The sequence below is a fragment of the Mycobacterium hippophais genome (assembly GCF_027529605.1).
GTDB classification, from domain to species: domain Bacteria; phylum Actinomycetota; class Actinomycetes; order Mycobacteriales; family Mycobacteriaceae; genus Mycobacterium; species Mycobacterium arseniciresistens.
Genome location: NZ_JAPZPY010000001.1, coordinates 60,460 through 74,229 on the forward strand (window position 1 = coordinate 60,460; position 13,770 = coordinate 74,229).

Here is a 13,770-nt window from a genome sequence, read left to right on the forward strand (position 1 = left end):
GTGGAGGGCATGCGCCGATGACGCGCTTCCTGGCGCGCCGGCTGCTCAACTACCTGATCCTGCTGGCCCTGGCGTCGTTGCTGACGTTCACGCTGACTTCGCTGACGTTCCAGCCGCTGGACAGTCTGCTGGAACGCAGCCCGCGCCCGCCGCAGTCCGTGATCGACGCCAAGGCCGCCGAACTGAACCTGGACAAGCCGATACCGGTCCGCTACGCCGACTGGGTGACCGGCGCGGTGACGGGCGATTTCGGCACCACGGTCACCGGCCAGCCCGTCGCCGAGGAGCTGTGGCGCCGCGTCGGGGTGAGCCTGCGGCTGCTGATCGTCGGGTCGGTGCTCGGTGCGCTCATCGGCGTGGTGCTCGGCGCGTGGAGCGCGGTGCGCCAGTACCGAATGTCCGACCGGGTGATCACCGTGGCGTCGCTGCTGCTGCTCAGCGCGCCGACTTTCGTGGTCGCCAACGTGCTGATCCTGGGCGCGCTGCGGGTGAACTCGGTACTCGGTGTGCAGCTGTTCGAGTACACCGGCGAGACGTCCGCCGACGCGGTCGGCGGCGGGTGGAACCAGCTCGTCGACCGGGTGCAGCATCTGGTCCTGCCGACGTTCACCCTCGCACTCGGCTTCGCCGCCAGCTACAGCCGCTATCAGCGCAACGCCATGCTCGACGTGCTCGGCCAGGATTTCATCCGCACCGCACGGGCCAAGGGCCTCACCCGCAGGCAGGCGCTGTTCAAGCACGGTCTGCGCACCGCCCTGATCCCGATGGCCACCCTCTTCGCGTACGGGATGAGCGGCGTGGTGACCGGCGCGGTGTTCATCGAGAAGATCTTCGGCTGGCACGGTATGGGCGAATGGGCGGTGCAGGGCATCGCGACCCAGGACACCAACATCATCGCCGCGGTGTCGGTGTTCACCGGCGCAGTGGTGCTGCTGGCCGGACTGCTCTCCGACGTCATCTACGCCGCGCTCGATCCGAGGGTGCGGGTGGCATGACCGAATCCGGCTTCTCGTCCACCCAGTCCGGCGTCGACGCCGGCTCCTTCGCGTCCCGCCGCACGCTGGTGACCCGGCGGTTCCTGCGCAACCGGCTCGCGGTCCTCTCGCTGGTGGTGCTCGCGGCACTGTTCGTCGCCTGCTACGCGCTGCCGCCGCTGCTGCCCTACGACTACACCGAGCTGGACTACTACGCGCTGCAGCAACCGCCCAGCCCCGAGCACTGGTTCGGCACGAACGCGCTCGGCCAGGACCTGCTGGCGCTGACGCTGCGCGGGATGCAGAAGTCGATGCTGATCGGGGTGTGCGTGGCGTTCATCTCCACCATGATCGCCGCGACGGTCGGCTCGGTCGCCGGGTACTTCGGCGGTTTCCGCGATTCGGTGCTGATGTGGATCGTCGACCTGCTCCTCGTGGTTCCGAGCTTCGTGATCATCATGATCGTCACGCCGCGGCTCGATCCCGACGCGCGGGTGTTCTGGTTGATCGTGCTGTTCTCCGGGTTCAGCTGGATGATCAGCTCACGCATCGTGCGCAGCCTGACGATGAGCCTGCGGATGCGCGAGTTCGTCGTCGCCGCCCGCTACATGGGTGTGCGGACGCCGCGGATCATCATCCGTCACGTCCTGCCGAACGTGGCGTCCATCCTGATCATCGACACCGCGCTCAACGTCGGCGTCGCGATCCTGGCCGAGACCGGTCTGAGCTTCCTCGGCTTCGGTGTGCAGCCGCCCGACGTGTCGCTGGGCACGCTGATCGCCGACGGCACCAAGTCCGCGATCACGTTCCCGTGGGTGTTCCTGTTCCCGGCGGCCGTGCTGGTGTTGATCGTGTTGTGCGCCAACGCCACCGGTGACGGCCTGCGCGACGCACTGGACCCGGGCAGCCGGGCGCTGCGACGCGTGCGGCGGACCAGGGGCGGTGCCCGGTGAGCCCGCTGCTGGAGGTCACCGACCTGCACGTGTCCTTCCCCACCGAGGAGGCGTCGGTGCACGCCGTGCGCGGGCTGACCTACCGCGTGGAGCCCGGCGAGGTGCTGGCCGTCGTCGGCGAATCGGGCTCCGGCAAGTCGGCGGCGGCGATGGCCGTCGTCGGCCTGCTGCCCGAGTACGCCGAGGTCACCGGGTCGGTGCGGCTGCTCGGCGAGGAACTCCTCGACCGCGACGACCGGGCCATGTCGGCCGTCCGGGGCGCCCGCATCGGCACCGTCTTCCAGGACCCGATGTCGGCGCTGACGCCGGTCTACACCGTCGGCGACCAGATCGCCGAGTCACTGCGCATCCATCAGCGCGACCTCGGCCGGGCGGCAGCAAGGCGGAGGGCGGTCGAGCTGCTCGACCTCGTCGGCATCCGTCAGCCCGACCGGCGCGCCCGGTCCTTCCCGCACGAGCTGTCCGGCGGTGAACGGCAGCGGGTCGTGATCGCCATCGCCATCGCCAACGACCCCGACCTGCTGATCTGCGACGAACCGACCACCGCCCTCGATGTCACCGTGCAGGCGCAGATCCTCGACGTGCTGCGCACCGCCCGCGACGTCACCGGCGCCGGCGTCATCGTCATCACCCACGACCTCGGGGTGGTGGCCGACTTCGCGGACCGGGCGCTGGTCATGTACGCCGGGCGGGCCGTCGAGGTGGCCGGCGTCGAAACCCTCTACTCAGACCGCCGAATGCCGTACACCGCAGGGCTGCTCGGCTCGGTTCCGCGCCTCGACGCGCCCCAGGGCACCCGGCTGGTGCCGATCCCCGGTGCGCCGCCCGCGCTGACGGCGCTGCCCCCGGGCTGCCCGTTCACCCCGCGCTGCCCGCTGGCCATAGACGACTGCAGCGCCGCCGAACCCGACCTGCTGCCCGTCGCGGCGGGCCACACCGCCGCCTGCATCCGCACCGAGCACGTCGCCGGCCGCAGCGCCGCCCAGTTGTACGGGGTGAGCACCCAACCCACCCGCGTCGCCGACGTGGAGACCGAGGACGACGTTGCCCTGCGTGTGCGGGACCTGACCCGCACCTACTCGCTCACCAAGGGTGTCGTGCTGCGCCGCAAGGTGGGCGAAGTGCGCGCCGTCGACGGCATCAGCTTCGACCTGCCCGCCGGGCGCACCCTCGGCATCGTGGGCGAGTCCGGGTCCGGCAAGTCCACGACGCTGCACGAGATCCTCGAACTCACCGCGCCGCAGGGCGGTTCTATCGAGGTGCTGGGTCACGACGTGGCCGCGGCGGGCAAGGCGACACGGCGCTCGCTGCGGCGCGAGCTGCAGGTGGTGTTCCAGGACCCCGTCGCCTCCCTCGACCCGAGGCTGCCGGTGTACGAGGTGCTCGCCGAACCCTTGTCGGCCAACGGTTTCGGTAAGGCGGACATCGAGGACCGGGTGGCCGACCTGTTGACCACCGTCGGCATGCACCGCTCGGACGCCGCCCGCTTCCCCGCGGAGTTCTCCGGCGGCCAGAAGCAGCGGATCGGCATCGCCCGCGCACTGGCACTGCAGCCGAAGATCCTCGCGCTCGACGAGCCGGTGTCGGCCCTCGACGTGTCGATCCAGGCCGGCATCATCAACCTGCTGCTCGACCTGCAGGAGCGGTTCGGCTTGTCCTACCTGTTCGTCTCGCACGACCTGTCGGTGGTGAAGCATCTGGCCCACCGGGTGGCCGTGATGCACCGCGGCGCCATCGTCGAACAGGGCGACGCCGACTCGGTGCTCGGCGACCCCCAGCACGAGTACACCCGCGCGTTGCTGGCCGCGGTGCCCCGGCCGCCCGCGGAACTGCACGGCAACCGCTGATCGGCGTGACGCGCCGCTAGCATCGGTGCGATGACGCACACGTTCGGCGCCCGACGAGCCCTCGCCGCCGCGGCCGTACTGGTCCTCACCCTCGCCGGTTGCTCGAGCCGCGACGACGGGGCGCCGTCGCCGGGCGGCAACGCCGAACTCGGCACTACCAGCGACATCAACCCCCAGGACCCGGCGACCCTGCGCGACGGCGGCAACCTGCGACTCGCGCTCACCGGCTTCCCGCCGAACTTCAACACGCTGCACATCGACGGCAACCTCGGCGAACTCGGCGGACTACTGCGCCCCACCATGCCGCGGGCGTTCATCATCGCCCCCGACGGGCAGACCACCGTCAACACCGACTACTTCACCAACGTCGAGCTCACCAGCACCGAACCGCAACAGGTCACCTACACGATCAACCCCAAAGCGACATGGTCCGACGGCACGCCGGTCACCTGGGAGGACATCGCTTCCCAGATCAACGCGACCGGCGGCAAGGACGACCGATTCCTCGTCGCGTCCCCGAACGGCACCGAGCGCGTCGAGTCGGTGACCAAGGGTGTCGACGACCGGCAGGCCGTGGTCACCTTCAAGGCGCACTACGCCGATTGGAAGGGATTCTTCGCCGGCAACACCATGCTCTACCCCAAGAGCACGACCGCCGACCCCGAGGCGTTCAACCGCGGTCAGCTCAACGGGCCGGGCCCGTCGGCCGGCCCGTTCATCGTCTCCACGGTGGACAAAGCCGCGCAGCGAATCGTGTTGACCCGCAACCCGAATTGGTGGGGCACGAAACCCCGGCTGGACTCCATCACGTTCACGGTGCTCGACGACGCGGCCCGGGTTCCCGCCCTGCAGAACAACGCGCTGGACGTGATGGGCCTGGCCACCCGCGACGAACTGAACACCGCCCGCAGCACGGCGGGCATCACCATCCGGCGCGCCCCCGCGGCGAGCTGGTACCACTTCACGGTCAACGGCGCACCGGGCTCGATCCTGTCCGACCCGAGGCTGCGGCTCGCCGTCGCCAGGGGCATCGACCGGCAGGCCATCGCGACGGTGTCGCAGAACGGCCTCGTGAACGAGCCGCGTCCCCTGAACAACCACATCTACCTCGCCGGCCAGGAGGGCTACCAGGACAACAGTGCCGCGGTCGCCTTCGATCCCGACAAGGCCAGGGCCGAGCTCGACGCGCTGGGCTGGCGGCTGAACGGGCAGTTCCGCGAGAAGGACGGCAGACAACTGCGCATCCGCGACGTCTTCTACGACGCGTTGAGCACCCGGCAGATCGCCCAGGTGGCGCAGAACAACCTGGCGCAGATCGGCGTCAACCTGGAGCTGGTGCCCGCCGCCGGCGGTCGCCTGTTCACCGAGTTCGTCACGCCCGGCAACTTCGACCTCGTGCAGTTCGCCTACGGCGGCGACGCCTTCCCGCTGTCGAGCCTGACCCAGATCTACGCGTCCACCGGTGAAGGCAACGTCGGCAAGATCAGCAGCCCCGAGATCGACGCACAGATCGAGAAGACGCTGTCCGAGCTGGATCCCGCCACGGCCCGTGTCAACGCCAACGAGCTCGACAAGATGATCTTCGAGGCGGGGCACAGCCTGCCGCTGTTCCAGTCGGCGGGCAACCTCGCGGTGCGCAGCAACCTGGCGAACTACGGCCCGGCCGGGATCGGCGACCTCAACTACACCGCGATCGGGTTCATGCCGTAGCCCGTTCGGTTCCGCCTGATCCAAAGCAGTGCCCCCGCCGGGCGCCGTCGGTAGAACTGCGCCATGACCACCGTTGAGCGCCTCAACCCGCTGCTGCCCGACTCGCCGGAGTTCGCGATACTCCTGGCACAGATCGCCGCGGGCGCGAAGGACCGCGACCTCGAGGACCAGAACCCGTTCGACCAGGTCGCCGCGCTCAAGCGCGCCGGATTCGGTGCATTGCGTCTGCCCGTCGAGCTCGGTGGTGCGGGACTCACTGTGCCGGAACTGTTCTCGGTAATCATTGACGTGGCTCGCGCCGATCCGATCGTCGCCCACATCTTCCGGACCCACTTCTGGTTCGTCGAGGAGCGGCTGCGCGCGCTGCGCGCCGATCCGGCCGACGCGGTGTCGCGGCGATGGCTCGACGAGGTCGCCGCGGGCAAGGTGTTCGGCAACGCGTTCAGCGAAAAGGGGTCGCTCGCGGTGGGCAGCCTCGTGTTCAACACCCGCCTCACGCCGGACGGCGAGGGGTTCCGGCTCGACGGCGAGAAGTACTACAGCACAGGCACTCTGTTCTCCGATCACCTGACCGTGGCGACCACCACCGACCATAATTCGGTGGCCACCGTCGTGGTGCCCACCGACCGCGACGGGGTGACGCTGGTCGACGACTGGGACGGTTTCGGTCAGCGCCGCACCGGCACGGGCACCACCTCCTTCACCGCGGTGGCGGTGTCCGCCGACGAGGTGCTCAGCGACACGCCGTATGACGCCGAGCCGACGCCGACGGTGCAGTACGCGGCGTTGCAGCTCTACATCCACGCCGTCGTCGCCGGCGTGCTGGCCAACGTCGTGGACGACGGTGTGGCGCTGCTGGAGTCGCGCTACCGCAACTTCAATCACGGGCTCGCCGAACGGCCGTCCGACGATCCGCTGCTGCAGCGTCAGCTCGGCGAACTGGCCAGCACGGCATTCGTCGCGCGGGCCGCCGTGCTCGACGCCGCGACGACGATCGGTGCGGCCGACGCGTCGGAGGTCGGCGGCGTGCCCGACTCCCGGTTGGCGACCGAGGCGCAGCTGCGGGCCGCGAAGGTGAAGGTGCACCTGGATCAGGTCGCCCCCGAGTCCGCGACCCGGCTGCTCGAACTCGGCGGGGCCAGCGCCGCGAGCCGGCAGCGCAACCTGGACAGGCACTGGCGCAACATCCGCACCATCACCCTGCACAACCCGGTGGCGTACAAGGCGCGGGTGATCGGCCAGAACCTGTTGCACGGCACGCCGATTCCGGCCAACGCCTACTTCTGACCACCTCGCCCTCATGTGATTTCGGCGCGCTTTCGTTCGGTGAGCGACGGTGAGCGCGCCGAAATCGCTGAAGAAAGGAGCACTCGTGACTCGTCAACTGCACCTCGGCGGCTTCCAGATCGCGTCGCAGGTCACCCACTCGCACGCCGCGTGGCGACATCCGGCCAGCGACACCCGGTTCACCACGCCGGAGTACTACCACCGCCTGGGCCGCATCCTGGAGCGCGGCAAGTTCGACTTCGTGTTCTTCGCCGACCTGCTGGCCGCGCCGGTGCGCTACGGCGACGGGATCGCCGAGCCGCTACGGCGGGGCACGCAGGCCACCGCGACGCTCGACCCGTCGATCGTGGCGGCCAGCATCGCCGCGGTCACCACGAAGCTCGGTGTCGCGATCACGAAGTCGGTCACGTACTTCCATCCCTACGAGCTGGCGCGTATCTTCGCCAGCCTCGACCACATCACCGGCGGCCGGGTGGCGTGGAACATCGTCACGTCGCTGACCCAGGGCGAGGCGCAGAACTTCGGCCGCGACGAGCACCTCGGCCACGAGTTCCGCTACGAGCGTGCCGACGAATTCGTCCGCACGGCCCTGGAGCTGTGGGCGAGCTGGGAGCCCGACGCGCTGGTGCTCGACAAGGCCACCGGTGTGTTCGCCGACCCGTCGCGGATCCGGCACGTCGACCACGACGGCGAGTTCTTCCGCACCCGCGGGCCGCTCAACGTGCCGCACTCCCCGCAGGGCAGGCCGGTGCTCATCCAGGCGGGCTCGTCGAACACCGGAAGGGACTTCGCCGCCCGGTGGGCCGAGGCGATCTTCGAGATCGACCCGACACCGGAGGGCAGGCGCGCCTACTACGACGACATCAAGTCGCGCGCATCGGATTACGGCCGGAACCCGGACCAGGTGCTGATCTTCCCGGCCTTCATCCCGTTCATCGGCGAGACCGAGTCGATCGCCCGCGAGAAGTAGGCGTTCCACAACGAGCTGGCCGACCCGGTGTCCGGCTTGATCACGCTCTCGGTGCACACCGACCACGACTTCTCGGTGTACGACCTCGACGCGCCGGTGGAGGACGTGCAGGTGTCCGGCACCCAGGGGCTGTTCGACACCGCCCGGCGGGTGGCCGACCGCGACAACCTGACGCTGCGCGACATCGGCAGGTGGTACGCCCAGGGCGTGCTGCTCCCCCAGTTCGTGGGCACCGCGGAGCAGGTCGCCGACCAGATCGAGGAGTCCTTCCACGCCGGGGAGGCCGACGGCTTCATGGTGTCGGCGGCGCAGACACCGGGCACGTTCAACGACTTCGTCGACGCGGTGGTGCCGGAGTTGCAGCGGCGCGGTCTCTTCCGCACCGAATACACGGGCACCACGCTGCGCGACCACCTGGGTCTCGATCCCGCGACGTTCACCGCGGCGCAGCGGCTGAAGTCGGTCAGCTGACGGCGGCTAGGCGTGCGTGGCCAGCACCAGGTCGGCGGCCTTCTCGCCGATCACCACCGACGGCGCGTGCGTGTGCCCGCGGATGATCGCGGGCATCACCGAGGCGTCGGCGACCCGTAGTCCCTCGACACCTCGCACCCGCAGGTCGGGGTCGACGACGCTGCTCTCGTCGGTACCCATCCGGCAGGTGCTGACCGGGTGGTACAGCGTCTGGGAGGTCAAGCGCAGCGCCTCCTCGAGCGTCTCTTCGCGGGTGTCCTCGGCGTCGAGTGGCCGCGCCACCCTGCCGAGCACGTCGCGCATGGCGGGCGCCTCGGCGATGTCGGCGGTCATCCGCAGGCCGGCCATCATCGCGGCGCGGTCGCGGCCCTCCGGGTCGGACAGGTACCGCGGATCGATGACCGGCTTGGCGAACGGGTCGGCCGAGGCGAGGGTGACGGTTCCGCGGCTCTCCGGGCGCACGAGGATCGGTCCCATCACGACCGCATGCCCCTCGTAGGCGTCGCCCAGGCCCTCGTCGAAGAACGGTGCCGGGGCGAACAACAGCTCGAGGTCGGGCAGTTCGAGGTCGGGGCGGCTCCGCACGAAGCCGTACGCCTCGCCGACGTTCGACGTCAGCATGCCGCGCCGGCGCACCAGGTAGCGGACGAGTTCCAGCGGCTTCTCCGCCGTGAAGAGGCTGTCGTGGCGGACCTCGAAGCCCATCGGCGTGCACAGGTGGTCGATGAGATTGCGACCCACCTCGGGCGCGTGCTGCACGACGTCGATGCCGTGCTCGGACAGCTGGTCGCGGTCACCGATGCCGGACAGCATCAGCAGCTGCGGACTGTTGATCGCGCCCGCGCACAGCACGACCTCGCGACGCGCACGGACCTCGTTGCGGCCGGAGCCCGACTGGTACTCGACGCCGACGGCCCGGCCGCCGTCCACCACCACGCGGGTGGCGTGTGCGCCGGTGACCACGGTGAGGTTCTTGCGGGAGGCCGCCGGTTTCAGGTAACCGTCGGCGGTGCTCCACCGGGCGCCGCGGCGCTGGGTGACCAGCGTCTCGCAGAAGCCCTCGGGTTGCGGCGCGTTCGGCTTCGTCAGCGAGTGGCCGCACTCCTGCACCGCGGTGAGGTAGGCCGCGGTGGAACTGCGCGGGCTGCGCTGGCGGCAGACGTGCAGCGGCCCGCCTTCGCCGCTGCAGCCGCCTTCGACCTTTTGCGCTGCGTCGCTGGTGTTCTCGATGCGGCGGAAATACTCGACGACGTGCGCGTAGTCCCACTGCGAGCCGGCGAGCTCACCCCACTCGTCGTAGTCGGCGGCGAATCCGCGGACCCACATCATCGCGTTCATCGACGACGACCCGCCCAGCACCTTGCCGCGCGGCCAGTAGATGCGGCGGCCGCCCAGCTCCGGTTGTGGCTCGGTGGAGTAGTCCCAGTCCATCTCGCTGCGGAACAGCTTCGAGAACGCCGCCGGGATGTGGACGAACTTGTCCTTGTCGGGCGGGCCGGCCTCCAGCACCACCACCTCGACACCGGGATCAGCGCTCAGGCGGTTGGCCACGACGGCACCGGCCGAGCCGGTTCCGATGACGACATAGTCGGCTTCCATCGGGCGAAGTCTAGATTTCCCCTGCGCGAGCAGACGCATAATGCTCCGACACGCCAAGAAGTGCTAGCTGACCAGCTCGATGTGGTGGGCGCCGCCGATGGCGGCGTAGCGCTGCGGGTCGCAGGTCAGCACGATGACCTGGCCGTCGCCGCCCACCACGTCGAACACCGCGCCCATCTTGACCAGCCGGTCGCGGTCGGTGAAGCCGAGCGCATCGTCGATGAGCAGCGGGACGCCGTCCTCCTTGGCGACCAGCACCGCGCCGGCCAGCCTCGCCACGATGCCCAGCTGTTCGCGGGCGCCGCCGGACAGCGACTCGTAGGGCACCGTGCGGCCGGCGAGCGTGCGACTGCAGATGCGCAGGTCGCTGTCCACCTCGACCTCGAAGCTGTCCCCGAACACGATGCGGCCGAGACGTTCCACCTGATCGCGGAACGGGTCGACATAGCGCGAGCGGGTGGCGTCGCGGTGGCGCGCCATCACCGTCCGCAGCAGTTGCGCCGCCCGGGCCCGCCGGTGCAACCGCAGGTACTCCCGCTCGGCGTGCTGACGTTCGGCTTCCGCCGCGTCGAGGCTGCCCCGGCGGCCCTCGGTGCCGTACACCTTCAGCTGCGTGCTGACCTCACGCAGTTCCTCGGCCAGCGCGTCGTGCCGGCGGCCGAGCGCATCGGCGCCGCGGGTGGCGTCGGCCAACGCGGCCGCGACGGCATCGGGGGCGCTGCGCTCCAGTTCGGCCCTGACCTCGGCGGCCCGCGCGGCGGCAGCCCTGGCCGCATCGCCGTCCGCCTCGGCCGCCACGGCCAGGGTGTCGTCGGCCGCCTGCGCCCGGTGCGCCTCCAGACGCGTGGTCGCCGTCGCGTGTTCGCCCTGAGCGGCGGCCAGCTTCTCCCGCAGCACGCACGCCTGAGTGGACCTGTCCCCCAACCGCTTCGACGCCACGATGGCGACCTTGCGGTGCGTCTCGCAGTCCACCACGGCCTGCTGGTGGGCGGCGACGGCCGCGGCCAGCTCGGCGCGTGCGCCCACCGGGTCGGCGGCGCTGTCGCCGGTGACGTCGAACAGCCCGTCCTCCGCCGGCTGCGTCGCCAGCAGCTCCTTCAGCCGCGCCCGCAGGTGCTCGACGGTGTCGTCGCCGAGCACCGCCTCCAGCGTCGCGGTCAGCCGGTCACGCGCCGCCACCAACTCACGGCGCCGCAGATCGAGGGCGCGCGCGGTGTCCACGTCCTCGGCGCCCGCGGCCGTCAGCGCCCCGGCCAGCGCCTGCTGGGCCGCCTCGAGGCCGGCCTGGGTCTGCGCGGCCGGCGTGCCTGGCACCACGCGCACCGTGAGTACGCCCGGCAGCTCGACCGCGGTGTCGGCGGTGGTGTTCACCGCCCATGTCTCGCCGGCCCCGAGCGTGACCGGCTCGCCCGCCACGGACACCGACACGTCGGCCGCCGCGACGAGTTCGATTCGCGCCGAGGCCAACTCGGCCTGGCCGGCGGCCCGTTCGACGTTAAGCACGGCCTGCTCGACCGTCCGCATCGACGCATCGGTGACCGTGATGCCGGCCAACTCCGAAGCGGTCCGGTCGAGTTCGCGCCGTGTGGCGTCGATCTTGGCCACCCGGGCAGCCAGCCGGTCGGACTCGTCGCGCTGGGTCAGCCTGTCGACGACCGAGCGGGCAGACTCGACGCGGGCCTGGGTGGTCGCCACCGCCTCGCGGGCCTTCTCGGCGGCGACCTCGGCCGCCTCGTGCACCTCGCGGGCGGTGGACTCCTCTTCGACGGACTCGGCGACGGCGGTCTGCAGCGCGACCACAGCCGTCCCGCGCTCCTCGACATCGGCCCGCAGCCGGCGCCGTTCAGCAAGCGCCGCAACGGAAGCCGTGTGGGACTTGGTCGCCGCGTCGGCGATGACATCGGCCTCGGCGAGCTGCCTGCGCAGGGTCGCCACCGCCTCGGCCGTCGCGCGCGACGCGGTGAGGCGTGCGTGTGCCTGCGCCCGCTGTGCGGCGACCTCGGCGACGTCGGCGGTGAGCGCTCCGTGCCGGGTGACCGCATCGTCGACCTCGGCGACCCGCGCCGCGCACCGGGCCACCTCCGCGTCCGCCGCGTTCAGGTGTTTGGTGGCGGCGGCCCATTCCCCGGTGGGCCGACCGGTGACGGTGAAGTAGCGGGCGTACTCCTCGTCGATGCGGTCGACCAGGAGAGGTTCGGCGCCCGACAGCGTGGCGGCCTCACCGGCGGCGACGTCAAGCGCGCGGGCCAGCGCATCCGACCCGGACAGGTCGACCGCCGCCGTGGACGCCGACTGCAGCACCCGCTGCGCCTGCCACAGCTCGAGGTCGACGGTCTCGGCCAGCATCGACCGGACCCGGTCGTGCGCCTCGTCGCCGGAGAGCTGTTCGCGGCGCGGCGCCAGAACGGTCAGTTGCGTCTCGGCCCGCTTGTGGAACCGCTTGCGGTACACGAACCGGTAGGCGCCGGCGGAGATCTCGGCGGTGATCTCGGCGCCGACGTCGGCGTGCGTCGGCTTGACCTGCTTGACCTCCTTCTTCGCGGAGCGGTCCTTGGCCTCCAGCAGCAGGTCGAGCGCCTCGATCATCGACGACTTGCCGACCTCGTTCGCACCGCTGACTACCACCACCCCGTGGTCGGGGAAATCGATCTCGCGGTGGGAGATTCCGCGGTAGTTCGTCAGCACCAGCCGATGCAGCTTCACGCCACTCCCCGATCGGTCAGGCGCAAGAGCAGGGCGAGCGCGGCGCGGGCGTCCTCGGCATCGTCGCCGTCGGACCGCGCGGTGGCCACCAGGTCGTCGACGGCGGCGGCGGCGAAACCACCGATGCCGAGGTCGGCGAACTCCCCGTCGGCGGGCATCACGGCGATGTCAGTGTTGCGTTCCCACTCGGTCAGCGCCGCGAATCGCCGGCTGTACCGGTCGAGGCACGAGTCGAGCGCGGCCTTGTCGGTGACGGTCAGCGACCCGGTGAGGCCGAGCCGCACCACGGTGCGCTCCTTGTCCGGCATCAGGTCGAGGTTGATGTCGAGGTCGGCGATGTCGCGGTTGTCGTCAACCGACCGGTTCAGCGACACGAACCGCCACCGGCCGACCCGGCGGGCATCGATCCGCACCGGCCGCGCGGGATCGGCCTCGTCGACCTCGACGACGAGCACGTGGCCGGGATCGGGTTCGACGTCGTCGTAGTTGGTGACCTCCGGCGAGCCGGAGTACCAGACCCGGCCGGTGGCGCCGACGTCGGTGCGGGAGTGCTTGTCGCCCAACGCCACATAGTGGACGGCGCCGCGGGCGAGGGCGGCCTCGACGGCGGCGAGCCGGATCAGCGACGGCTTGTCGTGCCCGGGGTCGAGGATGTCGACCGCACCGTGGCCGACGACGATGCGGGTGACGCCGTCGGCGGGCAGACCGTCGAGCACGTCGCCGATCAGATCAGTGGTGGGCCGCTTCGACCGCCACGGCGCGGCGACGATCTCGAGCCCCGGCCGCACCTCGTGCACCCCGGCCCGGTCGAGAACCAGGACATTGTCCGGGCATTCGGCGAGGAACAGCGCACTGGTGTACACCGACGACGCGTCCAGCGGATCGTGGTTGCCCGGCAGCAGGTACACCGGAATCCCGATGGCGCGCATCGCCTCCAGCGACTGGCTGACCACCTGAGGGGCCAGCTGGTTGTCCTCGAACACGTCACCGGCGACGACCACGAACTCCGCGCCCGCATCGGCGGCGAGCGGGCCGATGGCGGCCACCACGTCGCGGCGCGCGGCCGAATAACGGGGCTGCGCCTCGCCGTTGAGGAAGTGCCGGGTCATCCCGAGCTGCCAGTCGGCGCTGTGCACGAATCGCATGTCGGCCCGTCCTTCCGGCTCGTGATGGGTCCCCGTTTTCGAAGGCATGGCGAGTGTATGACCGCGCTCCGACAAGTCGGCGGACCTCGACCGGCACGTTGCCCGGTGGCC

Annotated in this window: 8 protein-coding genes and 1 pseudogene; 6 read left to right on the plus strand and 3 right to left on the minus strand. The window is 70.6% G+C overall.

The window, feature by feature from the left end:
• Positions 1-17: 17 nt before the first annotated feature.
• The 6 genes and pseudogenes from O6P37_RS00310 (at position 18) to O6P37_RS00335 (ending at position 8,212) form a co-directional block, all read left to right on the plus strand.
• Entirely contained in the window at positions 18-995 is a 978-nt protein-coding gene (locus O6P37_RS00310; protein ID WP_269892209.1) for an ABC transporter permease, read from the plus strand.
• Positions 992-1,927 (plus strand): ABC transporter permease, encoded by a 936-nt coding sequence (locus tag O6P37_RS00315; RefSeq protein ID WP_269892210.1) that lies wholly within the window; start codon positions 992-994, stop codon positions 1,925-1,927. The genes O6P37_RS00310 and O6P37_RS00315 overlap by 4 nt, the downstream gene beginning before the upstream one ends.
• On the plus strand, positions 1,924-3,774 hold the full coding sequence (locus tag O6P37_RS00320) for a dipeptide ABC transporter ATP-binding protein (RefSeq protein WP_269892211.1): 1,851 nt from the start codon (positions 1,924-1,926) through the stop codon (positions 3,772-3,774). Before O6P37_RS00315 ends, O6P37_RS00320 begins: the two co-directional genes overlap by 4 nt.
• A gap of 30 nt (positions 3,775-3,804) precedes the next feature.
• Positions 3,805-5,484: an ABC transporter family substrate-binding protein gene (locus tag O6P37_RS00325; RefSeq protein WP_269892212.1), complete on the plus strand. Its 1,680-nt coding sequence runs from the start codon at positions 3,805-3,807 to the stop codon at positions 5,482-5,484.
• Positions 5,485-5,547: 63 nt separating this feature from the next.
• A complete protein-coding gene (locus O6P37_RS00330; protein WP_269892213.1) occupies positions 5,548-6,771 on the plus strand; it encodes an acyl-CoA dehydrogenase family protein in 1,224 nt (407 codons plus the stop codon).
• Positions 6,772-6,856: 85 nt separating this feature from the next.
• Positions 6,857-8,212 (plus strand): annotated as a pseudogene (locus O6P37_RS00335) (LLM class flavin-dependent oxidoreductase).
• 6 nt (positions 8,213-8,218) lie between these two features.
• Here O6P37_RS00335 and O6P37_RS00340 read toward each other — a convergent pair.
• The 3 genes from O6P37_RS00340 to O6P37_RS00350 all read right to left on the minus strand — a co-directional run bounded on the left by O6P37_RS00340 (position 8,219) and on the right by O6P37_RS00350 (position 13,659).
• On the minus strand, positions 8,219-9,811 hold the full coding sequence (locus tag O6P37_RS00340; protein ID WP_269892214.1) for a GMC family oxidoreductase: 1,593 nt from the start codon (positions 9,809-9,811) through the stop codon (positions 8,219-8,221).
• 63 nt (positions 9,812-9,874) lie between these two features.
• On the minus strand, positions 9,875-12,514 hold the full coding sequence (locus O6P37_RS00345) for an AAA family ATPase (protein WP_269892215.1): 2,640 nt from the start codon (positions 12,512-12,514) through the stop codon (positions 9,875-9,877).
• Positions 12,511-13,659, minus strand: coding sequence for a metallophosphoesterase family protein (locus O6P37_RS00350; RefSeq protein WP_269892216.1), 1,149 nt, complete (start codon positions 13,657-13,659; stop codon positions 12,511-12,513). Before O6P37_RS00350 ends, O6P37_RS00345 begins: the two co-directional genes overlap by 4 nt.
• Positions 13,660-13,770: the final 111 nt, after the last annotated feature.